Source organism: Thermogemmatispora aurantia (assembly GCF_008974285.1).
GTDB classification, from domain to species: domain Bacteria; phylum Chloroflexota; class Ktedonobacteria; order Ktedonobacterales; family Ktedonobacteraceae; genus Thermogemmatispora; species Thermogemmatispora aurantia.
The window spans coordinates 224159-246516 of the sequence record NZ_BKZV01000001.1 but is presented as its reverse complement, the minus strand read 5'-3'; the positions used below and the strand labels follow the sequence as shown (position 1 = coordinate 246516).

The following is a 22358-nucleotide window of genomic DNA, read 5'->3' as shown; positions in this document are numbered from 1 at the left end:
TCCTTGCAGAGTCGGCAAGAGCGCTGCTAGCTCAGCGGTGCTCTCATAGGAAGCATACAACATTGAGAGTAGGGATGGCGTATTACTCTCATGAATTGTCCAGATCACGAGAAGTCTGGTGGACAGGGACCGAAGAGCCTGACCCGAGCCAGGGGCCAGCGCGCCCTTGGTCAAGCTGGCGAACGCCTGGCAGCTGCCATCCTGCGTCAGCAGGGCTATCATATTCACGAGCACAACTTTCGCTGCCGGGCTGGTGAGATCGACCTTGTGGCCAGCGATGGCGAGGAGCTGGTCTTTATTGAAGTGAAGACGCGCCGCAGCAGCAGCTGGGGCCCTCCCGAGGAGGCCCTGACATGCCAGAAGCGTCGCAAGCTCATTGAGGTGGCCTCTCACTACCTTGAGCTGCACGAGGCCTACGAGCGTCCCTGGCGCATTGATGTGGTGGCTATCCAGCTCAGCAGTGCGGGTCGACTGGAGGCTGTGCGTATCCATCGCGGGGCAGTGGAGAGCGAGGATTAGCTAGCAGCGCCTGGGCCAGGCCTCCAGGTAGCAATCTAGCGCGTCTACCCTGCTACCAGTCAGAACTGCCAGGGAGCAAACGGGGATGCATGAGCGGGCGAGAAATGGCTGCTCTCACTGCTCCGGCGGGAGAGGCAGAATTTCCCTCGTGTCGAGCAGGAGGCCCGACCTGCATTCCCAACTCACCAGATCAACCGACAAAGGGAAGGAGCACCGATCATGGCGGACTTTGTTGAGTCGGCGAAACATCTTGTCTCCGCAGCTGTCAGCCGCACCACCTGGGAGGCGCAGAAGCAGCTGCGTATTCGAAACAAGCAGGGGGAGATTGATCAGCTGCTCAAGCAGCGTCAGCTCCTGCTGGAGGAGCTGGCCACTGCGGCTATGACCCTCTATCAGCAGGGAGCGCTGTCCCAGCCACAGTTAGCGCGTATCTGTGCCAGTATTCAGGAGCTGGATGCCGATCTGCGTAATCGAGAGCAACAGCTTCAGGAGATTAAGAATGAGACCTATCAACCGGAGCAGTTTGCTCCGCAGCCACCGCGCGATTATACCCCGCCTCCGGTGGCGCCGGCGGCCCCAACGACACCACCGGCGCCGGCGGGAATGGGGGGCGTCCCAGGAACGGTAGGAGCGGCTGGGTCAGCGGCCAGCGGCGGCCCGCGTGTGGCAGATAAGGTGCCCTGCCCTCACTGTGGCCAGTTAGTCCGCGTGCGGGCGCTCTATTGCTCTAGCTGTGGGAAGAAAATCGGCTGAGGCGAAGCGGGGAGGACTGTGTTATAATAATTTGAGGTTCTCTGGAAAGGCTCAAGAGATACTTGAGCCACGGCTATAGCAGGGGAAAAGGAAGACGGTGTGACTGGTGCTTCTCAAGACGAGGTGAGCTGTACCCTTGATGTGATCAGCCATAGTGCGGCCCAAACCCAGCGGCTTGGTATGCGCTTAGGGGAGCTGCTGCGTGGTGGTGAGCTGATCCTGCTGGCCGGCCAACTAGGGACGGGGAAGACCACCTTTACGCAGGGTCTGGCTCAAGGTCTGGGCATTGCTGAGGTGGTCAGCAGCCCTACCTTTACACTCCTGAAGGAGTACCGTGGTCAGCCGCGCAGGCGCGGAGAAGAGCAGGCAACGCACTCCAGAGGTTTGGCGCTTTACCATTTCGATCTCTATCGCCTGGAGCATCCTGAAGAGATACTCGATCTGGGCTTCGAAGATTACTTTTCTAACCCGGCAGGTGTCTGTGTGGTGGAGTGGGCTGATAAGGCCGCCACGCTCTGGTCTGGCGAGTATCTCCGCATTCGTCTGAAGTTGCTCAGCGAGACGAAGCGTGCGCTCCTCTTCGAGGCCGTTGGATCGTATTATTGTGAGCTGCTACAACAATTCCAGAAAAATACCTATGCTGCTCTTGGCAATTGATTCCTCCACGCGCCAGGCAAGTCTGGCCCTTTGCTCCGAGGAGACGCTCTACGCAGAGGAGACCTGGCTTGTCGAGAACAATCATAGTGTTGAGTTGTTGCCAGCGATCCGTCGGTTACTGACCAGTCGAAACTGGCGTCCGGCGGACCTCTCTGCCCTGGCGGTGGCTTTAGGCCCAGGCTCCTTTAATGGTGTACGCGTGGCGGTGGCCACGGCCCGTAGCCTGGCGTTTGCCCTGGAGAAGCCACTGATTGGGGTGGGCACCCTGGACATCATCGCTGCCCAGCAGCGCCGCTGGTCGGGGCCGATTTGCGCTGTGCTGGAGGCAGGGCGCTCCGAACTGTATGCTGCCTGCTATCTCAGCACGGAAGGCCAGGATGAGCAGGGGCGGCTTAGGCAGGAGCTGCGGCGGCTTGGGAACTATGTCCTGCTGCCTCCTCAGCAGCTCGTGGCCTATCTCAAGGAACTGGCTGCCACATCTCTGGCTGTGCCGGGCCGGCGCGAGCTGCCTCCTTTTCTCTTCTGTGGGGAGCTGAAAGCGGCTACCTGCGCGACCCTGCGCTCCTCTCTGCCAGAGTGTGCCTTCGCTGAGCCATTGCTGGCCACCAGACGGGCCACCACGCTGGCCGCTCTCGCCTTACCGCGCCTCCTGCGGGGCGAGCATGATGACCCTTTGCGCCTGGAACCGCTTTACTTGCGCCCCCCTGCCATTACGGCCAGTGCACGTAAGCAACCGCTGCTGAACGCGGTGGGTCAGCCGCGCTCACTACCTCAAAGCGAGACAGAGAGGGAAGAACGTGCGTTACAGCATTGAACGCATGACGTTGTCAGACGTACCTCGGGTGATCGAGATTGAGCGTCTGGCCTATCCATCAACCTGGCCTCCTAGTGCCTATCGCAAGGAACTGCAAGACAACCGCTGGGCGCACTATATTGTCCTGCGGGATAAAAAGATTCTAGAGGAGCACGTGGAGCCTTCTGCCTCTGAAGCTGAGAAGCCAAGGCGCTTCTTCCCTCTGTCGCTGTTGCCGGGCCGCTCGTCGACGGCGACAACCTCTCCGCAGCTCGCCTCGATCATTGGCTTTGCCGGGCTGTGGCTCATGGTTGACGAAGCGCATATCACCACGATTGCCCTGCATCCTGACTATCGCCGTCAGGGACTCGGCGAGTTCTTGCTCATCAGCCTGATTGATATCGCCTATACCATCGGCGCCAGATGGGTCACGCTTGAGGTACGTGTCTCCAACTATGTTGCCCAAAATCTCTATCGTAAGTATGGCTTCCGTGAGGCCGGTCTGCGCCATCGCTACTACAGCGATAATCAAGAGGACGCTCTGATCATGTGGACTGACGAGATCCACAGCCCGGCCTATCGCCAGAAGTTTCAGGAGCAGAAAGCCGCGCTGCTACGGAAGCTGGAAGCTCGGGGCTAGGAGAGGCCATCCCGGCCGACCGCCTGATCTGCGCTGACAACCTCTGGCCCGCGACTCGGGTGACTGAGTCTGGATGGCCTGGCCAGCGGTTGTATGCTGGCTGCCGCCGTTCTGGCCGAGCAGAAGAGCGGGGCAAGGCCGGAGCCGGAGCCGGCCAGAGATATGTGCACCCCAGCTACGCCACTTTTCATTAGATGAGAAAGGGGGTGAGCTATGCTCGTTCTAGGGATCGAAAGCTCTTGTGATGAGACTGGGGCGGCCATTGTCAAAGATGGTCGCTACCTATTGGCTAATGTGGTCGCCTCGCAGACAGAGATTCATGAGCGCTACGGGGGAGTAGTGCCAGAGGTCGCCTCGCGCCAACAGCTGGCCGCTATTCTGCCTGTCATCGAGACGGCTCTGCAGCAGGCTCACTGCCGCTGGGAAGACATCGAGGCAGTGGCTGCTACCTATGGTCCTGGCCTTGCTGGCTCGCTGCTCGTTGGCTTGACAGTAGGCAAGACCCTGGCTCTCGCCCGCGATTTACCTTTTCTTGGGGTCAACCATCTGGAAGCCCATATCTACGCCAACTGGCTGCGCCAGGCGCCGGACACTGACCTCCAGACTGACGCGAGCGAGACAGAGAGCGCCTATCTGCCTGGTGATCCGCTCTTCCCCCTGATCTGTCTGGTCGTTTCCGGCGCTCATAGCGAGCTGGTTCTCATGCGCGACCATACCGACTATCTCCTGCTGGGGCGGACGCGCGATGATGCAGCGGGAGAAGCCTTTGATAAGGTGGCGCGCATCCTGGGACTTGGCTACCCCGGTGGTCCAGCCATTCAGCGGGCTGCACGCCTGGCAGAAGAGGAGCTACGCCAGCAGCGCCTGCCGGTGCGCAATCCTTATCGGCTGCCGCGGGCCTGGCTACGAGGAACCTATGACTTCAGCTTCAGCGGACTGAAAACCGCCATGCTTCACCTGGCCGAAGGACTGGTGGCGGATCAACAGCCTGGTCGTCCGCTGCCCAGTGGAGGGCGCCAGGTTAGTCGCTACACCACGATGGGAAGCGAAGCGGCCAGACGCGGTCAAGTCCATATCGGTCTGCTGGCGGCGGGTTTCCAGGAAGCCATTGTTGATGTCTTGGCGGTCAAGACGCGCATGGCCGCTCAAGAATATCACGTGCGGCAGGTCTTGCTGGCCGGTGGCGTTGCGGCCAACGTTGCCTTGCGGGCCCGCCTGGAGGAAGAGCTGACGCCGCTGGGTATCCGGTTGCAGTATCCGCCGATCGAATTCTGCACAGACAATGCGGCAATGGTAGCGGCGGCGGCCTTCTTCCATCGCCTGCATGGTGAGCAGCATGATCTTGATCTGGACGTGGAGCCGAATCTGAGCCTCCCCTTTCGGCAGGAGTAAGGGAGAGAAGAGGGACTGAAGCGTGCTCCCCTGGGGCAGATAGGCGTGCATGCTGCAGGAGCAGCGAGCGAGCATATTCTGCTCAGAGAGCCGTCCCATATCCACACTATCATGAGCAAGCGGTATGAAACAGGCTGTGCGGCCTGTTGCTACCGTTCTGTTTATCTTGAGGAGAGGACTATGGCCAAGAATCACGCGGGGCATCCAGCATCCTATGCTCTTGGCATCGACCTGGGAGGCACCAAGACGCTGGCGGCAGTTATCGATGTCTCCACTGGCGCAGTGATCGCCTCGGCGCGCAAGCGCACAAAAGCGGAACGGGGGCAGGACTTTGTCGCCCGCCGGGTCGTGGAAGTCGCTCGTGCCGCTCTAGAGGCCGCCGATCTGCGCAACGGGCGCGAGCTGCTCGCGGTAGGCATCGGTGCTGCCGGCCAGATTGATCGTCAGGCCGGCGTGATTCTAGAGGCGCCCAACCTCGGCGTGCGCGATATGCCGGTAGCGGCTCTGCTGAGTGCCGAATTTGAACGCCCAGTTGCGGTTGGCAATGATGTTGAGGTCGCGGCTCTGGGCGAGTACCTCCACGGGGCCGGGCGCACCTACAAAAATTTTGTCTGTGTCTTTATCGGCACCGGCATCGGGGCTGGTATCATTCAAAACGGGCGGCTCTACACAGGTCTCTCCGGTACCGCCGGCGAGATTGGCCATATTACGGTGGAAGCCAGCGGACGCATCTGTGGCTGTGGCGCGCGCGGCTGCCTGGAAGCCTACGCCTCACGCACGGCCATCACGCGGGCCATTCTGGCTGAGATCCATCATGGCCGCAAATCGGTGCTGGCCGACGAGGCCCTGCTCCAGCTCAAAGGTGGCGAGACCATCATTCGTTCGGGATTGCTGGCCAGTGCGATTCAGCAGAACGATGAGTTAGTCATAGAGGTAGTCAGCGAAGCCGCGGACTACCTGGGCTATGGCCTGGCTTCGATCATCAATTTTTACAATCCCGAGGCCATCATTCTGGGGGGAGGCGTTATCGAAGCCATCGATCTGCTCTTTGAGCGCGCCGTGCGGCGAGCGCGTACGGTGGCACTCTCCCTACCTGCACGCCAGACACCCATTGTGCGCACTCGCCTGGGCGATTTCTCGGGCGTGGTAGGGGCCGCCTGCCTTGCGGCCCAGGCGGCGGGCTATCGTCTCCGAGAGAGCGAAGAGCAGTCGATCGAAGAATAAGGATCAGCCAGGCGGAGCGCCTCCTCCGCCCGGCTGGCACTGGGGGAAGAGACTCTCCCCAGCGGTGTTGTGGCCCTCTTTTTCCTCTCCTGACTGGCTCGCTCTCTTGTCTGATCCTGTTGCAACTCTTGCCGGCAAGACGATCGGCACTAGGGCAGCGACTTACTCTCAGCGGAAGAGAGGTCAGCGGGCTCCTCCAGCTTGGCAAAGAGCGGCTGGGGTGGTGGCAGCCGTCTGCCGGCGGGCACCGTTTCAAGCTGCCAGCGAGAAGCACTGACATCGCCCTCGAAGCCCAGGTAAGTGTGCAGCTTCTGCGAAGAGAAAGGCAGGTAAGGATAGAGCAGCAAGCGCAGGCCGCTCAGCACCTGCAGCATCACGTAGAGCGTTGTCCCAGCGGCCTGACGATCCTCTTTGATGCGCTTCCAGGGGGCCTGCTCATCAAGATAGCGGTTGGCCACGTGAGCCACAGCCATCGCCGCCTGTAATCCGTCCTTGAAGCGGCAGCGACTGATCAACTCGCCGACTGTCAGAAAGCCCTTCTCCACCTCTGCCAGCATGGCCTCATCAGCGGTGCTCAGTGCCCCGGGCGTGGGAACTGTCCCGCCAAAGCGGCTCTGGACAAAGGTCAAGGTGCGATGGACAGCGTTGCCGTAGGTAGCAACTAGCTCATCGTTGTTGCGCCGTACCAGCTCCTCGAAAGTAAAATCGGTATCGCGTCCCTCGGGAGCAGAGGCTGACAGGTAGTAGCGCAGCGGATCTGCCCCGTAGAGGTCGAGCACATCCTTCGTCCAGACCACATTCCCCCGGCTGCTGGATGCTTTGCTGCCGCGCATGGTCATGAACTCGTTGGCTGGGACATCGTAGGGCAGATTGCGGTTGCCATAGCCCATCAACATGGCCGGCCAGATAATCGTGTGGAAAGGAATGTTGTCCTTGCCGATAAAGTAGTAGGCTTTTACCGGGGGATTGGTTGCGCCAGGAATCCACCATTGTTTCCAGGCCTCGGGATTGCCACTACGCTGCGCCCACTCCACGGTGGCTGAGAAGTAGCCAATCACCGCATCGAACCAGACATAGATACGCTTTTCATCGTAGCCTTCCAGCGGGATAGGCACGCCCCAATCGAGATCGCGCGTGATCGCGCGCGGGCGCAGGCCCTCCTTCAGCCAATTCATGGTAAAGGCATAAACGTTGGGACGCCAGTGCTCCTTACCCTGAGAGAGCCACTGCAGGATCGGCTCCTGAAGCTTGGGCAGGTCAAGAAAGAAATGCTCGGTATCGCGGATCTCCAGCGGCTGCTCCCGACTGCCGCAGAGGCGGCAGTGAGGCTGGATCAGATCGACGGGATCGAGTACTCGACCACAGTTGTCGCACTGGTCACCGCGCGCCTGGGGATAGCCACAGTGAGGACAGGTCCCCTCGACGTAACGATCGGGGAGAAAGCGGCGATCCGTTGGACAATAGGGTGACTGCATTCTATCCTTATAGACATAGCCTTTCTGATAGAGCGTCAGAAAGAAATCCTGTGTGATGCGATAGTGATTCTCCGTACCCGTTTCCGTATAGAGATCCCACGAGATCCCCAGGCGCTCCCAGATCTCGCAGATCTGGCGATGGTAGTAGGAGACAAATTCGCGCGGCGAAATGCCCTGACGCTCAGCTTCGACCAGAATGGGCGTGCCATGCTCATCGCTGCCAGAGATCATCAGCACATGGTTACCGGCCAGACGATGATAGCGCGCGAAAGTATCGGCGGGCAGATACGCACCGGCAATCTGCCCAACGTGGGTCGACGTTTTAGCGTAGGGCCAGGCCACGCAGACCAGAATATACTCAGCCATAGAACATGACTCCCTTGCTTGCTGATGGAGGTCAGTCGAGTCGTTCTATCTCCTTGATTATGAATTGCTTGCTTGCTGGCACTGTTGGTTGCGCTGTGTCTCTCAGAGAGACGCTAACGGATGATGAAGTGAAGAGACCACCAGGCGGATTGTGCCTCATTATAGCATAGAGTGGGAGAGGGACAAGACCCCGGCTGGGTGGCGGGGACTGGACCTGCCCGCTTCTGCTGGCAGACCTGGCACTTCTCCCCGGGCCGGGCTGGCGCGGAGATCGGTCACATGCCGATGTAGCGGGCGTAGAGTGAGCGCGCAACTTGCTCGTTATCGGTGCCCTTGATGATCGCGCGTCCGTCGGAGAAGACCGTCATCTCGTAGCCATCGATGGTAAAGCGCAGCAAGTAGGCATTGTGCTGGACGGGAGCGAGCGCTTCTAGACGCTGAGCCAGAGCCCCCAGATCGACGGGAGTCCCACGGCGGCTGCTGCGTACCTGAACAGCGTTGCGCCCACAGAGCGCGGTTGTCCTACTCTGGATGGAAGCGTTCAAGAAATCGAAGCGTCCAAGGGAGCAGGTCGGGCAATCGGGCTGACGAGGCAACTCCAGACGCTCAAACGTATTCTCCCAGAGATCGGCGGCCAGCAAGGCCCGGCTGATCAGAGGACTCTGAAGCAAGATTTTAAGGGCCTCAGTCGCTGCGATGCCGCTAATCATGCTCACGATTCCATTGAGCACGCCGGCAGTATCGCAGGTCGGTGTACTGCCGGGGGGAGGCATCTCGGGGAAGACACAGCGCAAACAAGCGGTCTCACCCGGGAGAATGTTCATCGTCACCCCGTGAGCGGCGATCACCCCGCTGTAGATCCAGGGTCGTCGGTGTTTCACGCAGGCATCATTGAGCAGATAGCGCGTTTCGAAGTTATCGGTGGCGTCCAGCACCAGATCTACGCGCTGGACCAACGACTCGACCTCCTCAGCATCGAGGTCGGCAACCAGGGCTTCGACCCGGACCTCGCTGTTGATACGCTCCAGTTTCCTGGCTGCAGCCACCGCTTTGGGCAAGTGGGCCTGAACGTCGTCTTCGTCAAAGAGGATCTGCCGTTGCAGGTTACTCAGCTCAACGTAATCGCGGTCGACAATGGTCACTTGCCCGATACCAGCGCGACAAAGGTGGTTAGCAAGCATAGTGCCAAGCGCACCGCAGCCGATAATGGCCACGGAGGAGGCAAGCAGGCGTTCCTGACCCTGGCGTCCAATAGGACCAAAGAGAGTCTGTCGCGAGTAGCGCTCAAAAGCTACCATCAGAAGAGGCCTCCCCAGAATGGGGCATCCTACAGCCGCCTGACAGCGCCACACCAGAGCAAAGGCTATCGGCAGCCCATTGTTGCTATCTGCTTCATTGTACCACAAGGGGACAAGCGGGGAAAAGATGACCAACTGGGATACCAGCGGCCTGGCCGTCCGCCTGGCTAGTACTCCCGAGGGCCTCAGTTGGCAAGGCCAGGCAGGTGTGTTACAATGCAAAGGGGTGGGTCGTCTTTGCTGTTGAGGAGAGATAAAGTGCAGTGCCTGAGCAAGACGGCTTTAAACGGCGGAAAAGACGATGAAGAAAGTGCTGGTCATCGACGATAATCCTACTATTGTAGAGCTTATCAAATATGCCGTGAATCTCCAGGGCTCGTACGAAGTCATCGTCGCTTATGACGGCGTCCAGGGCCTGGAACAGGTCTATGCCCATCACCCCGATTGCGTCATCATCGATGTGAAGATGCCTCGGATGGATGGCTACCAGCTAGTGCGCTGCCTGCGGGGCGATGCACGCACTGCCGATACTCCTATGATCATCCTAAGTGCGATGACGCGCGAGGAGGATCAGCTCACAGGCCTTCTCTCCGGGGTCGATGAGTATCTGACCAAGCCCTTTAAACCTAGCGCCCTCAATGCGGCTATCGAGCGCGTTCTGCGCCTGACTCCCGCTGACCGCCAGCGCCGCATGGATGAATTGATGCGCAGCCAGAGTGAACAGCAGCAACAGCAACAACGATAAGGACGATGAGTCGGCTGGGCACGATGGGGACCGTGCACGGACCACTCAGCTTCGCTAAAGGATGCTGCTGCAATGGCTCTTGACCAGATGCGCCACCAAGCAACAGGTCCAAGCCAAACTACTTTTGCTCAAGTGGGTGGCCAGGATCTTTTGTGTCAGGCTTGTCTTGCTGGCAGAGGGCTGTCCTCTCATCTTCATTGAGAAGCAAGGGGGCAGCCGCGGGAGAGGCCTCTTGCTTCCCGTCTCCCTCTGTCCATGTCGGTTTTATTTAGCTGCTTGAACACTTATTTCTTGTAAGTGCTGATCGACGATGCTATCTATCCGTCTCATGGCTCGTGAACCAAGGACAGCGCAATTGCCGCGGGTGCTCTTCGTTGATGACGATCCACATACCCAGGGGCGCATTAAACAAGCCCTGGAGCATATGTTTACTGTCCGCTGTGCCTCTTCTTTGGAAGAAGCTCGTCGCTGCTTGCTCGAAGAGCCCCCCGACCTGCTGATCTGTGAGATTGTGCTGGGCAACGAGAATGGCCTCGATCTCTGTCGCTTCGTGCGCGATCAGTCTTCATTGCGCCATCTCCCTGTAATGATTCTCAGCTCGCAGATGACGGTACAGGATAAAATCGCTGGATTCACCGCCGGCGCTGATGACTACGTTGTCAAGCCGGTCGATGCACGCCATCTCGCTGCCCGTCTGCGTCTTCTCTTGCGCATTAAGCAGCTGGAGCTGCGTAACCAGGACTAACGGTGAGAGCCTGCCGTTCACCTCTGGTAGATTCCTGGGGGGCGGCAGGATTCTCTCCGGCCTCGCTCCCGGGTAGACCTTCCCCTTCCACGGTTGCAAGCGAGCCTCTGCGTCTCTGGCGGCTGGCGGACGGACGAGCGAGCGAGGGCATGCCCGCTGGAAAATGGTGGACGTTCCTGCCTGCAGTTGTCCGGCATCGACTTTGCCTCCAGGTCCTGGCAAATAGGATGAACAGGGAGCAGCGCACCCTTTCTTTTCCACTTCTTCTGGCCAGGAGGGGAGTCGTTGGCAGAAGGATGGTTATCGAGAGCCGGCAGTTCTGTTGACAACAGAAACAGAAGCAGCGCCGCAGGCCAGCCTGCGGCGCTGCTTTCTATCTGAATTCCTTCCCTATGCTGCGCCCTCGATCGGGCCAGGGCTGGCAATCTGACTGATCTGGGAGCGGCGCGAAGCAAGAGGCAGCGTTTCTTAACCTGGGAAATGACAGGCCACGTAGTGATCTCGCTCCTTCTCTTCAAGAAGAGGCGTCACCTCACGGCAAATTTGTTGTGCTTTCCAGCAGCGTGGATGGAAGTTGCAGCCGGGTGGTGGATTGACCGGGCTGGGAACATCCCCTTCCAGAATGATACGCTTGCGACGAGCCTCAACCTCGGGGTCAGGGACGGGGATGGCCGAGAGCAGTGCCTGAGTATAGGGATGCAGCGGCAACTCGTAGAGCTTCTCGCTCGCCGCCAGCTCAACGATGCGTCCCAGATACATCACAGCGACGCGATCGCTGATATGTTTCACCACCGAGAGGTTGTGTGCTACGAACAGGTAAGTCAGGCCGAACTCGGCTTGCAGGTCCTGGAGCAGGTTGACTACCTGGGCCTGGATAGAGACATCAAGCGCTGAGACTGGCTCGTCAGCGACGATGAAGGAGGGACGCAGTGCCAGAGCGCGGGCAATGCCGATGCGTTGCCGCTGGCCGCCGCTGAACTCGTGGGGGAAGCGGTTCACATAATATGGGTTGAGCCCCACCACTTCTAGCAGGTGGGCCACCTGCTCACGGATCTCGCGCGCGTTCCCTCGTTTGAAGTTCTCCAGTGGCTCGGCGATAATCTGCCCCACCGTAAAGCGTGGGTCAAGCGAGCCAAAGGGGTCCTGGAAAATCATCTGCATCTCAGCGCGCTTCTTGCGCAGCTCTGCGGGTGGCAGCTTGGTCAGTTCAACCCCATTCAGCTTGACGCTGCCAGCTGTTGGTTTGATGAGCTGTAGAATAGCGCGCCCCGTTGTCGACTTGCCGCAGCCGCTCTCACCAACCAGTCCAAGTGTCTCGCCGCGGCGAATTGTCAAATCGACGCCGTCAACGGCCTTCACTTGGGCGATAGTGCGATTGAAGAGGCCGCCTTTAATTGGAAAATGGACCTTCAGGCCCTTGACCTCGACCAGTGTTGTTCCGGTTGCTGTCGAGGTTGCCATCTGCTGTTGTGCCATAGCGTCCTTCTCCCTCTCTCCCTGGCTAGCTTGGATAGAAGCAAGCGGCGAGCTGCTCACCGCGGCCTACCGGTTTCAACTCTGGCCGTTCTTGACGGCAGCGAGGCTGGACCCGCGGGCAGCGTGGGGCATAGGGGCAGCCAATGATCTCGCGTGAGAGGTCGGGGGGCTGCCCGGGGATAGGGGTCAGGCGCGTGCCACGCTTCTCGTCCAGGCGAGGAATCGATTGCAGGAGTCCGATGGTATAGGGATGAGCTGGTGTTTGGAAGATCTGCCGGACTGGGGCCGACTCTACAATATGGCCGGCGTACATCACAATCACATGCTCGCAGGTACCGGCCACCACGCCCAAGTCATGAGTGATCAGCATCAGGGCCGTGCCGAACTCCTTGGCCAGACCCTTCATCAGTTCAAGAATCTGGGCCTGAATGGTCACATCAAGAGCTGTGGTTGGCTCGTCGGCAATCAATAGTTGCGGATTGCAGGCCAGAGCGATAGCGATCATGACGCGCTGACGCATGCCGCCGCTGAACTCGTGAGGATAGTTCTTGGCTCGCCGGCGTGCATCGGGAATGCGCACCAGATCCAGCATCTCGACTGCCCGCTGCCAGGCCTGGTCGTTCGAGATACCCTTGCGATGGCGCTTGACCGTCTCGGCGATCTGATAGCCGATAGTGAAGACTGGATTGAGCGAGGTCATCGGGTCCTGAAAGACCATCGAGATCTTACTGCCACGCAGCTCCGTCATCTCGTCGTTATTCTTCTCCAGGATATTCTCGCCGTTGAAGAGAATCTCACCCCCAACGATCTTACCTGGCGGTGAAGCGACCAGACGGATAATTGAGAGCGCGGTCACGCTCTTGCCGCTGCCACTTTCGCCCACCACTCCCAGGGCCTCGCCAGGCCGCATGGTGAAGGAGACATCGTCTACGGCCTTGACAACGCCGCTGCGAGTAAAGAAGTAGGTTTTGAGATTATTCACTTCCAGCAGGTTTTCTGGCATGGGTGTATGCTCCGCTCTTGCATGGTTCGCTTGCTTAGTCTTTGGTGCGAGGATCGAAGGCATCGCGCAGGCCGTCGCCGAGGAAGGAGAAGGCCAGCACCAGGATAGCCAGCGTCAACGAAGGGACCAGCACCTCCCAGGGATGCGTATCCACCGCGTTACTGGCCTCAGAGATCATCAGGCCGAGGCTGGAACCCGGTTGCTGAACACCCAGACCCAGCAGGCTGATACTCGCCTCGCCGATGATGGTGTTGGAGATATCGAGAGTGGCGGCCACCACAACGATGCTGAACAGGTTGGGGATAATGTGGCGCCAGATAATCTTGAAGTTGCTGCTACCGGCAGTGCGGGCCGCTTCGATGAACTGCTGTTCCTTAATCTGAAGTGTTTGACCACGCACAAGGCGAGCCATCAGAGGCCAGGAGACGAGGGCCAGGGCCGCTGAAACCAGGAGCAGGCGGGCGTTTCCATTAGGACCAACGATGGGAACGTTGCTCAGGGTAGTATCGGCCCACGTGCCGAAGATTCCAGTGAGCAGGATGATAAAGAGCAACCCCGGGAAGGCGAAGATGATATCCGTCAGGCGAGCCAGAACTTGATCGATCCAGCCCCCGAAGTAGCCGGCCAGGACGCCAACCAGAATGCCCATCGTGATGTCGATGACCTCCACCAGGACCGCCACGCTGATAGAGACGAGCAGGCCCTGCATCAGGCGGGCCAGAATATCGCGCCCCAGATCGTCGGTGCCCAGCCAGTACTGAGCCGATGGCAGCTCATCCTGGCGGCTCAGCTCCTGATGATAGAAGGTGCGATAGACCGTCGCTGGAATCGGCCCATTGTCAGGACTGTCGTAAATACCTCCCAGGTGCTGGTAGACGAAAGGCCCGAACAGCGACAGCAGTACCATAAAGATGATCACGCCCAGGCTGACCATTGCGCGCGTATCGCGACGCAGGCGCCGCAGCGACTCCCGCAGCGGTGAGACTGGCTTGCGCTCTTTCGGCCCTTCGGTCTCCGGTATCACGCCTGGCGTCTCGACGAGAAGTTCCGGCTCTGCGGGCACCATCAGGTTCGTGTCCGGGGCAATCAGGGGGGAGGCTGGTTGAATCTCTCGATCGCGCATATCCATTATCTACGCCTCCTATTCGAGCTTAATGCGGGGGTCGACCAGTGTGTAGGCGATATCCGCCAGCAAGTTGCCCAGCACGACCCCGATGGCCAGCAGTACCGCAGTCGCCTGGATGACCGGGTAGTCGCGATCAAGCACAGATGAGACTGTGATGGTGCCGATACCGGGGATGTTAAAGATGTTCTCAATGAGAAAGGCCCCCGTAATAGTGAAGCCCAGCGTGACGCCTGTCACGGTGATCAACGGAATGAGCGCGTTGCGCAGCGCGTGTCGGTAGATCACAAGGCGCTCGGGCAGTCCTTTCGCACGGGCCGTACGGATGTAATCCTGGCGCATCACTTCCAGCATACTGGTGCGAGTGATACGTGCAAAGTAGGCAGCGCCGGCTAGCCCGAAGACCAGCACGGGCGCAAGCTTAAACTGGATGTCGGTCCAGGTGTAGTGCCAGGGTGTGCCCCAGTTTGCCACTGGCCAGTTCGCTCCCGTTTCCTGGTCGATGAAGACGATCAGCACCTGAACCAGGACGCAGAAGACAAAGATGGGCATCGCATAGAGCACCAGCATGATGCCCATGTTGAGGGTGTCCACCCAGGTATTGGCCTTGAGCGCGGAGATAATCCCCACGGGAACCCCAATGAGCAGATAGATGACCAGGGCCCAGAGGGCCAGCTCCATAGAAACAGGGACGCCGTCCTTGAGAATATCCCAAACCGGTCGCCCCTGCGTCTTGAACGAGTAGCCGAAATCGAAATGTGCCAGGTGGACGAGGAAGTTCCAGTACTGCTCATACCAGGGCAGGTCCAGTCCGTAGGCGTGCCTCAGCTGAGCGTAGAGCTGGGGAGAGAAATGCTCACCCAACATGGTGCGGATTGGATCGCCCGGGGCAAAGTAGCCCATGATGAAGGTGATGAAAGTAACTCCAATCACCACGAAGACTAAGCCTATGAGGCGCTTGATCAGAAACTGTATCATGCTAAGCCCCTTACTGTCCTGTCAGCGCTCACTTGACGAGAAGGAGGCTCATCTCAAGCCTCCCTATCTCCTCTGCTGTCCTCTGCCTCTTGCCTCCTTCGTGGACAAGTGTACCCATGTCACGTTCCGCTAGAGGTGGAAGATCTATGAAATGGCACCCTTTCATAGATGGATCTAGACTGTAGCGGACAACAGACGTTACATGACGGATCTTGTCCCATATTTTAAGGAGCGCTGTCAGGCTTGTCAAGCTAGAGGTTATGCTTCTGCCATCATATTATTACGCTCGCCTGCCTGCGTTGTTCACATGCGCGTAGAACAGCTTCCCACCGTCAACTCGCTCGCTGTCTGAGCTGGTAGCCTTCAATGGGCGCTGCGCTGGCCTGCTGCGACCGGTCTGACGGTGGTTCCTGGCTGCTGGCTGAATCAAGCAGGGAGGCAGGCTGGTGAAGAAGGAAGAACAGACAGACGAACAGACAGGGGCTATTATAAAGAGCAGTCAGAGGAAGGTCAAGGTGAGGGGGATAGCAGTGAGAGAAAAAGGTGAAGAGCCTGGGGAGAGGAGTCCTTTGGCTCCTGCTCCGCCAGGCTCTGGCGGTGAAGGATTCGTCTCTCGGCCAGCTCGATGGGCCAACGCAGCAGATGAGCCGTCTGGCTGACTGGCTGAGTAACCAATCCTCGCGAGCTACTTCCTGGTACCAGCGCTACCGGGACAAGCCTAAGCCGGTGATTAGTCCTGCTCAGGCGAAACTAGTGTTGCGTGATATAGATCTGGGACCAGTAGTCGGGTGGGATCAGCTGCTGAGGATTGTAGAAGAAGCCGTGGACATAGGTTTTGACCACGTAGGGAGCCTGTACCTGTTCCATCGGCAGCCAGGCCACATCATCGACGAGCTGCTGCTCGGCCTGGTTGTAGGCCTGGTAGCGAGCTGGGCCGTTGGGCATGGCGTCGGCCTGCTCCATCAGCTTCTGGGTGGCCTGCTGCTGAGCGGCGTCGGGACTATGGTTCTGGCCATAGTTCATGTTATTGTTCGGCACTCCGGCGTCGAATTGCAGCGTGAGCCAGTCCTGCGGATCGGGGTAGTCTGCGATCCAGGCGATGCCCCAGAATTGCAGACCATGCGGGTTGTTGGTGGCGGCGACAATATCGTCCAGCAGCTTGTTGAAGTCCTCGGCGTGGACTTTGACCGTGATCCCAAGGACCCTTTGCCACATCTGGGCCAGGGCTGCAGCCTCTCGATCAGCATCGGCGGAGCCGCTTGGGTAAGTCAAGGTGATCGGCGGAAGCTGAGAGACGCTGGTCAGCCCTTCATCTTTGAGGCCGGCCTGCAGATACTGCTTGGCCATTGTGGGATTCCCAGCGGTGCTGGTGGTGCCATCGGGTCCTTTGAGGTTCGGATCGTAGCCAGGCATGCCTTTCGGCACGATATGGTTTGTGGGAATATAGACGTCCTTCCAGACAGCGTGGACAATTTCGTCCTTGTTGATGGCCAGGGCGAAGGCCCGGCGCATGTTGATGCTGTCGAAGGGCTTGACCAGATAGTTCATGGTGTAGTAGTTGATCCACAGCTGAGGGGCCAGGTGGAAGTCGTTCCCTTTCCGCGCCTGATCGACGTACGAGCTAGGCACGTTCGCTATGTCAACCTGACCGGCGCGGTAGGCCTGATAGGCGGTATCAATCTTCTGATAGAAGGGGAAGATCACCTTCTGCAACTGTGGCTTGGGACCATAGTAGTAGGGATTGGGAACAAAGACGATCTGCTTGCTATGCTGATACGATTGCACCTTGAAGGGACCTGCGCCGCCGCCTTCGTCAAGATGGTCGGTCCAGTCCTTGCCGTATTTGTCGATCAGCTTCTTTTCCACCACGTAGGAGCAGGAGTAGGTGAGGGCATCCAGGAAGTAAGCGGCCTTCTTTTTAATGGTGATGACTACCGTATTGGGGTCGGGGGTCTGGATGCTGTCGCCGATGATGGTCTTAATCTTCCCTTTCTGCAGCAGGTCAGAGTCTTTGATCAGGGCCAGGTAGATAGGGGCTGTGGTCGAGTGCTCTGCCGGCTGCAAGGCCCGATCGATGCTGTAGGCTACGTCAGCTGATGTGAGAGGCGTACCATCGCTGAACTTCAGATTGGGTTTCAGGTGGAAGGTCCAGGTCAGGCCGTCTGCTGAGGTCTCCCAGGAAGCGGCCAGCTGCGGTTGAACTGTTAGATTGTTGTCGAGCTGCACCAGGCCGGTGAAGACCATGTCGATGGCCTGAATCGAGTAGAGATCGGTAGAGAGGCCGGGGTCGAAGGTGGCGATGTCGCTGACCCCTGCTTCTGGATAGACAAGGACTTGCTTGCTGGCTGGGGCTTTCTGCTGCGAGGTCGTTTGTGTGCCGCCGCCGCAGGCAGTCAGCAGGAGAGCAAATAGACAGAAAAGAGTGAGGGCTAAGCCCACGGAGTAGGTTCTCTTACGCGGTGCGGACATGGATCGTGCTCCTAACCATAAGGTGAACGCTAGCCACAGCAACAGCCTGCCAAGATGTGGGCCAGGCCTGCTGGTGGCAGCTCAGCCAACGTTCAAGTTCCCTCTACGCTCCTTTTCCGGGCAAAGGCTGCAGAGGGAGCGATAACCGATCCAAAAAACAGGATACGTGCGGTGTTGCTAGCGAAACACGGCACGCGAAGAGAACTGTCCTGAGTTCAGGGCCGGGCGGCAAAGCCGTCCTGTATTGGTTGCGCTGGCACCCTGGTCAGCTGAGTCACTGTAGAAGTTGTTGAGCTTCAACCCTGTTCAGGTTCAAGACATTATTATGTACGTTGTGTCTGGAGCGGATCTCTCAGCCTGGCTGGTCAGGATATCGGGCGGGAGCAGAAAATCTGCGGCGGGCGGCACACGGAAGGCTAGGACTTGGACTTAACAGAAGCGAGCACAGCCAGGGCGCTGCATCTGCTGGTCTCTGATCTGACCGGCGGGCTGCAGGCGCTTGCTGGCTATGCTGCTCTCTATGTGGGCCTTACCTTGGGCTAATCGTTCCTAAGCTATGGTGCGCCCTCCTTAGTGGACGCTGATATAGACCTGGGACCAGTCATCGGGAGGAACCTGCAGCTGGGCATTCATAACGAAACCCTGCACATAAGGCCTCAGCACGTAAGCGTTGCGCACCTGAGTGATGGGCAGCCAGGCTACGTCGTTGACGAGCTGCTGCTCAGCGTTTTGGTAAGCCTGCAGGCGCGCATTAGAGTCTGGCAGAGTATCGGCTACCTCCAGCAGTTTCTGGGTGGCCTGCTGCTGCAGATGATCGGAAGAATTGTTCTGGCCGTAGTTCACCTGATTATAGGGAGAACCGGCATCGAACTGAAGCGTCGTCCAGTCCTGTGGGTCGGGATAGTCGGCCACCCAACCGATGGCCCACATTTGCAGGCCGTGGGGGTTGCCGGCAGTGTTGGATAGCTCATCCAGCATTTTATTGAAATCGATGGCCTCGCCTCTGACTGTCACTCCCAGGACATTCTGCCACATCTGAATGGCTGCCGCTATCTCATTGGCCTGGTCCTGATTGCCGGAGGGATAAGTGATGGTAATTGGCGGAAGCTGGGAAGCGCTGGTGAGTCCTTCGTCCTGCAGGCCCTTCTGAAAGTATTGGCGCGCCAGTTGAGCATTTCCGCGAGTGCTGACGGTGTTATCAGGGCCGCGCAAGTTTGGATTGTAGCCTGGCATCCCCAAGGGAATAATATGGTTCGTCGGAATGGGGACATCTTTCCAGATGGCATGCGCCAGTTCGTCTTTGTTCAGGGCGAGGGCGAAGGCGCGCCGCATATTGATGCTGTCGAAAGGCTTGACCAGATAGTTCATCCCGTAGTATCTGATCCACAGCTGCGGGATCAGGTGGAACTCCGGCTGATTGCGCACACGGGCAACCTGCTGGCTGGGCACAATAGCAAAGTCGACCTGGCCTGCTTGGTAGGCTTTATAGGCGGTATCGGTGTCCCGATAGAAAGGAAAGATCACCTGCTGCAGCTGGGGCTTCGGACCGTAGTAGTTGGGATTGGGAACGAAGACGATGCGCTTATTATGCGTGTATTCCTTGACTTTGAACGGGCCAGCCCCACCACCTTCTTGGAGATGATCTGTCCACTTTGAGCCATACTTATCGATGAGCTTCTTCTCCACCACGTAGGAACAGGGGTAAGTCAGCGCATTGAGGAAATAGGTAGCCTTCTGGCGTGCCAGGATGACGACCGTCTCGGGGTCGGGTGTGAGCACGCTGTCGCCAATGATGGTGCGGATCTGTCCTTTAACAAGGCGATCGGCATCCTTGATGAGGCCCAAATAGGTTGGCGCTGTGGACGAGCGTTGAGCTGGCTGCAGAGCACGGTCCAGGCTGTAGGCAACATCCATTGAGGTCAGTGGTGTACCGTCGCTGAACTTCAGGTTCGGCTTCAAATGGAAGGTCCAGGTCAGGCCGTTGGGCGAGACCGTCCACGAGCTGGCCAGCTGAGGACGAACAACCAGGTTTTTGTCCAGTGACACCAGGCCCGTGAAGACCATCTGAATCGCCGTCTCCGAAGGGACATCGAAGGTCAAGGCGGGGTCAAAGGTTGACAGATCTTGAATCCCACGCTCCGGTTCGATGAAGACCTGCTGGCTAGGAGGAGCTTTACGAGCGGAGGCCGTATTGGAGTTGCCTCCTCCGCAGGCGCCCAACAGGATGACCAGAAGAGAAAGCAGCGCTACGAGGCCTGCTGTGCTCACACGTTGCTGGGTAGACATAGGGAGCTTCTCCATCGCTGCTTAAAGCAAGCTGCCATGTTGTTGGCTAGAGATCACTGCTTGATGTGGATAGCTATGCCAGCCAGCCGGACAGAAGACAGTCCCTGATATCGTCGGTCGCGCGATGCTCTTGGCGTACGTAGGCGACCTGGCCGCGGCTCTGTGTGGTGACGGTGTCAGGACCCGCTAAGAGCACCGCGCTGTCGGCGTATAGCTTGCTCTGGGCTGGCGGATCTGTGGGGTGGCAAGCGGCATCCGAAATCTGGCACCACCTCGCTGCTATCATACGGAACCCCGTTGCCGGGAGCAAGCAAAGAAGCAGTGAGTAGGAAAGGAGGACCATCTCTAGAGATGGCCTGATGAGCTGACCATCTGGCGGAGTCACGCTCGGCAAGCGCTGTGACCGCTGTGGCGTGACAGCTATTCAAATTCAACTCCTTCATGAGAAGGAAAGGAGCAACGGCAGAGAGAGGGCAAGCAGGGGTCAGTCCTCTTTTAGGAAAGGAGGCTTGGCTTCTCAGGCGGCCTGCTCTGCTCCGGCTCTCTGCCGTTCTCCTTCAGCTACAGAGAGAGGAACACAGTTCTGTCACGACTGACTTTCGACAACATAGATATTGGCCCAATCATCGGGTGGAACCAGATTCATGCCATTATCCTTGAAACCAACGATCAGTGGATTGCGCAGAAAAACCGTATCCACCTGCTCCAGCGGCAACCAGGCGACGTCGTTGACAAGCTGCTGTTCGGCCTGCTGGTAGAGACGCAAGCGAGTGGCCGTATCCAATGTGCTATCGGCCTCCTGCAGCTGCTTTTGGACGAGCTGTTGCATCGCAGCGTCGTTACTGACGTTCTGCCCATAGTTCATGTTATTGTTGGGGACCCCCTGGCCAAACTGGGCCGAGAGCCAGTCCTGCGGGTCTGGATATTCGGCGACCCAGGCCAGGCCCCACATCTGGAGGCCATTGGGGTTGTTCGTGGCTGCTGTCACGCGCGTCAGCAGCGTATTATAGTCGACTGGATCGGGCGTTACGATCGCGCCCAGGTTCTGGCGCCACATCTCAATCAGTGCCTTAGCCTCCTGATCCAGAGTGCTCAGCCCGGTGGCATAGGTGAGCTTGATCGGCGGCAGACTCGACAGATGCTCCTCTTGCAGCCCCTGGGCCAAGAGCTGGCGGGCCTTCGCTGGATTGCCTGTCAGGTTTTGTGTGCCGTCGGGGCCAGTCAATCCGGCGTTGTAGCCAGGCATGCCCTGGGGCACGATATGGTTCGTTGGCTGCACCGTACCTTTCCAGACCTGCTCAGCAATGGTAACCTTATTAATCGCCAGGGCGAAAGCCTGCCGGATATGGATGTTATCGAAGGGTTTCACCAGATAGTTCATTGTATAATAGTTGATCCATAGCTGAGGAACCTGGTGAAAGTCTGGGCGCTTCTTATCGCTGGCATAGCTGGCCAGAGGGACGCTGGTCAGATCAACCTGGCCGCTTTGGTAGGCATGATAGGCATCGCTTGCCTGGCGGTAGAAGGGAAAGACAATGCGGCTCAGTTGGGGTTTCGCTCCATAGTAGTAGGTATTAGGAACAAAGTCAATTTCCTGGCCGTGGACATAGCGAGCCACTTTGAAAGGACCGGCGCCGCCTCCTTCCGTCAGATGATCACTGAAATTCCCGTGATATTTTTCGACCAGGCTTCGCTCAACCACGAAAGAGCAGGGGTTAGTGAGCATGGCCAGGAAGTAAGGAGCTTTCTGGCGCGTAATCAGGACCACGGTCTGCTTGTCTCGTACTAGAATGCTATCGTTAATCAGCGTCGGAATGGTGCCAGCCAGGAGCTTATCAGCATCGCGCAATAGCGCCAGGTAGAGGGGAGCGGTCGTCGAGCGCGTCGACGGTTGCAGCGCGCGATCCAGGCTGTAAGCTACATCTTGGGCAGTCAACGGTGTGCCGTCGCTGAATCTCAGGTTGGGCTTCAGGTGGAAGGTCCAGCTCAAACCATCGCTAGAGACGGTCCATGAGCTGGCGAGCTGAGGACGGACCTGGAGCTGGTCGTCAAGCTGGACCAGTCCGGTAAAGACGAGCTCGACGGCGCGGATCGCTGAAGGGTCGGTGACTAGAGCGGGGTCAAGGGTCGTGTAGTCGGCAAGACCAATCTGTGGCTCGCGATATACCTGCTTGCTGGCTGGCGCTTTCACCAGATGTGGTTGCTGGTTGCCAATCTGGCAGGCGGCCAGCGTTAGCATGAGAGCCAGCAGAGAGACCACCGCAGCCAAACGCCGCTGAGGGTGCCTGGTCCTCTTCTTCTGTGGATCGATCTGACTCATCATCGTATTTATGCTCCTGCAAAATCCTTGCGCCGAAGGGTACCAGAGTGAAGAACGCAGAAGAGTGGAAAAAGCATCTGCTGGAAATTGCCTCGT

General features: G+C 58.4%; 17 protein-coding genes and 1 pseudogene. 9 read left to right on the top strand and 9 right to left on the bottom strand.

Translation table 11 applies throughout. The annotated features are described in order from the left end of the window. Nucleotides 1-90 precede the first annotated feature (90 nt). The 7 genes from KTAU_RS00960 to KTAU_RS00930 all read left to right on the top strand — a co-directional run bounded on the left by KTAU_RS00960 (nucleotide 91) and on the right by KTAU_RS00930 (nucleotide 5978). Nucleotides 91-519 carry a YraN family protein gene (locus KTAU_RS00960; protein ID WP_151726620.1) on the top strand — a complete coding sequence of 143 codons (429 nt, stop codon included), beginning with the start codon at nucleotides 91-93 and terminating at the stop codon, nucleotides 517-519. A gap of 219 nt (nucleotides 520-738) precedes the next feature. Then, complete coding sequence (locus KTAU_RS00955) at nucleotides 739-1272, top strand: zinc ribbon domain-containing protein (protein WP_151726619.1); 534 nt, start codon at nucleotides 739-741, stop codon at nucleotides 1270-1272. A 99-nt stretch (nucleotides 1273-1371) separates the two neighbouring features. Further along, nucleotides 1372-1929 carry a tRNA (adenosine(37)-N6)-threonylcarbamoyltransferase complex ATPase subunit type 1 TsaE gene (gene tsaE / locus KTAU_RS00950; protein ID WP_112427729.1) on the top strand — a complete coding sequence of 186 codons (558 nt, stop codon included), beginning with the start codon at nucleotides 1372-1374 and terminating at the stop codon, nucleotides 1927-1929. Then, a complete protein-coding gene (gene tsaB, locus KTAU_RS00945; protein WP_112427727.1) occupies nucleotides 1910-2743 on the top strand; it encodes a tRNA (adenosine(37)-N6)-threonylcarbamoyltransferase complex dimerization subunit type 1 TsaB in 834 nt (277 codons plus the stop codon). The genes tsaE and tsaB overlap by 20 nt, the downstream gene beginning before the upstream one ends. Continuing rightward, the gene (gene rimI, locus KTAU_RS00940; protein WP_112427725.1) at nucleotides 2727-3362 is read left to right on the top strand and encodes a ribosomal protein S18-alanine N-acetyltransferase; all 636 of its coding nucleotides are present in this window, start codon (nucleotides 2727-2729) and stop codon (nucleotides 3360-3362) included. Before tsaB ends, rimI begins: the two co-directional genes overlap by 17 nt. A 213-nt stretch (nucleotides 3363-3575) precedes the next feature. Beyond that, nucleotides 3576-4754: a tRNA (adenosine(37)-N6)-threonylcarbamoyltransferase complex transferase subunit TsaD gene (locus KTAU_RS00935; RefSeq protein ID WP_151726618.1), complete on the top strand. Its 1179-nt coding sequence runs from the start codon at nucleotides 3576-3578 to the stop codon at nucleotides 4752-4754. 180 nt (nucleotides 4755-4934) lie between these two features. Continuing rightward, entirely contained in the window at nucleotides 4935-5978 is a 1044-nt protein-coding gene (locus KTAU_RS00930) for an ROK family protein (RefSeq protein ID WP_170292962.1), read from the top strand. 149 nt (nucleotides 5979-6127) lie between these two features. On the opposite strand, the pseudogene metG reads toward KTAU_RS00930, so the two are convergent. Next, nucleotides 6128-7837, bottom strand: a pseudogene (gene metG / locus KTAU_RS00925) (methionine--tRNA ligase); the annotation flags it as partial. Between the two features lie 257 nt (nucleotides 7838-8094). After that, nucleotides 8095-9117, bottom strand: a complete 1023-nt coding sequence (locus tag KTAU_RS00920) for a ThiF family adenylyltransferase (protein ID WP_151726615.1) — start codon at nucleotides 9115-9117, stop codon at nucleotides 8095-8097. 301 nt (nucleotides 9118-9418) lie between these two features. Between KTAU_RS00920 and KTAU_RS00915 the strand changes: the two genes are divergently transcribed. Continuing rightward, complete coding sequence (locus KTAU_RS00915) at nucleotides 9419-9862, top strand: response regulator transcription factor (RefSeq protein ID WP_069805134.1); 444 nt, start codon at nucleotides 9419-9421, stop codon at nucleotides 9860-9862. Nucleotides 9863-10190: 328 nt separating this feature from the next. Then, nucleotides 10191-10607, top strand: coding sequence for a response regulator (locus KTAU_RS00910; protein ID WP_170292961.1), 417 nt, complete (start codon nucleotides 10191-10193; stop codon nucleotides 10605-10607). A gap of 468 nt (nucleotides 10608-11075) precedes the next feature. Here the strand turns inward: KTAU_RS00910 and KTAU_RS00905 are convergent, their stop codons facing one another. The 7 genes from KTAU_RS00905 to KTAU_RS00875 form a co-directional block, all read right to left on the bottom strand. Further along, a complete protein-coding gene (locus tag KTAU_RS00905; protein ID WP_151726613.1) occupies nucleotides 11076-12083 on the bottom strand; it encodes an ABC transporter ATP-binding protein in 1008 nt (335 codons plus the stop codon). A gap of 25 nt (nucleotides 12084-12108) precedes the next feature. After that, nucleotides 12109-13086, bottom strand: a complete 978-nt coding sequence (locus KTAU_RS00900) for an ABC transporter ATP-binding protein (protein ID WP_151726612.1) — start codon at nucleotides 13084-13086, stop codon at nucleotides 12109-12111. Nucleotides 13087-13120: 34 nt separating this feature from the next. Further along, nucleotides 13121-14215 carry an ABC transporter permease gene (locus KTAU_RS00895; RefSeq protein ID WP_223258233.1) on the bottom strand — a complete coding sequence of 365 codons (1095 nt, stop codon included), beginning with the start codon at nucleotides 14213-14215 and terminating at the stop codon, nucleotides 13121-13123. A gap of 12 nt (nucleotides 14216-14227) precedes the next feature. After that, entirely contained in the window at nucleotides 14228-15187 is a 960-nt protein-coding gene (locus KTAU_RS00890; RefSeq protein ID WP_151726611.1) for an ABC transporter permease, read from the bottom strand. Between the two features lie 750 nt (nucleotides 15188-15937). Further along, the gene (locus KTAU_RS00885) at nucleotides 15938-17656 is read right to left on the bottom strand and encodes a peptide ABC transporter substrate-binding protein (protein WP_151726610.1); all 1719 of its coding nucleotides are present in this window, start codon (nucleotides 17654-17656) and stop codon (nucleotides 15938-15940) included. A 570-nt stretch (nucleotides 17657-18226) separates the two neighbouring features. After that, complete coding sequence (locus KTAU_RS00880) at nucleotides 18227-19942, bottom strand: peptide ABC transporter substrate-binding protein (RefSeq protein ID WP_151726609.1); 1716 nt, start codon at nucleotides 19940-19942, stop codon at nucleotides 18227-18229. Between the two features lie 586 nt (nucleotides 19943-20528). Then, the gene (locus KTAU_RS00875; protein ID WP_151726608.1) at nucleotides 20529-22265 is read right to left on the bottom strand and encodes a peptide ABC transporter substrate-binding protein; all 1737 of its coding nucleotides are present in this window, start codon (nucleotides 22263-22265) and stop codon (nucleotides 20529-20531) included. Nucleotides 22266-22358: the final 93 nt, after the last annotated feature.

Bases quoted from the DNA above. Each gene is read 5' to 3' on its own strand.
- KTAU_RS00960 (WP_151726620.1), top strand. From the start codon at position 91: ATGAATTGTCCAGATCACGAGAAGTCTGGTGGACAGGGACCGAAGAGC.
- KTAU_RS00895 (WP_223258233.1), bottom strand. From the start codon at position 14,215: ATGGATATGCGCGATCGAGAGATTCAACCAGCCTCCCCCCTGATTGCC.
- KTAU_RS00890 (WP_151726611.1), bottom strand. From the start codon at position 15,187: ATGATACAGTTTCTGATCAAGCGCCTCATAGGCTTAGTCTTCGTGGTG.
- KTAU_RS00900 (WP_151726612.1), bottom strand. From the start codon at position 13,086: ATGCCAGAAAACCTGCTGGAAGTGAATAATCTCAAAACCTACTTCTTT.
- tsaB (WP_112427727.1), top strand. From the start codon at position 1,910: ATGCTGCTCTTGGCAATTGATTCCTCCACGCGCCAGGCAAGTCTGGCC.
- KTAU_RS00905 (WP_151726613.1), bottom strand. From the start codon at position 12,083: ATGGCACAACAGCAGATGGCAACCTCGACAGCAACCGGAACAACACTG.
- KTAU_RS00935 (WP_151726618.1), top strand. From the start codon at position 3,576: ATGCTCGTTCTAGGGATCGAAAGCTCTTGTGATGAGACTGGGGCGGCC.
- KTAU_RS00885 (WP_151726610.1), bottom strand. From the start codon at position 17,656: ATGTCCGCACCGCGTAAGAGAACCTACTCCGTGGGCTTAGCCCTCACT.
- KTAU_RS00920 (WP_151726615.1), bottom strand. From the start codon at position 9,117: ATGGTAGCTTTTGAGCGCTACTCGCGACAGACTCTCTTTGGTCCTATT.
- KTAU_RS00930 (WP_170292962.1), top strand. From the start codon at position 4,935: ATGGCCAAGAATCACGCGGGGCATCCAGCATCCTATGCTCTTGGCATC.
- KTAU_RS00955 (WP_151726619.1), top strand. From the start codon at position 739: ATGGCGGACTTTGTTGAGTCGGCGAAACATCTTGTCTCCGCAGCTGTC.
- KTAU_RS00880 (WP_151726609.1), bottom strand. From the start codon at position 19,942: ATGTCTACCCAGCAACGTGTGAGCACAGCAGGCCTCGTAGCGCTGCTT.
- KTAU_RS00910 (WP_170292961.1), top strand. From the start codon at position 10,191: ATGGCTCGTGAACCAAGGACAGCGCAATTGCCGCGGGTGCTCTTCGTT.
- KTAU_RS00915 (WP_069805134.1), top strand. From the start codon at position 9,419: ATGAAGAAAGTGCTGGTCATCGACGATAATCCTACTATTGTAGAGCTT.
- KTAU_RS00875 (WP_151726608.1), bottom strand. From the start codon at position 22,265: ATGATGAGTCAGATCGATCCACAGAAGAAGAGGACCAGGCACCCTCAG.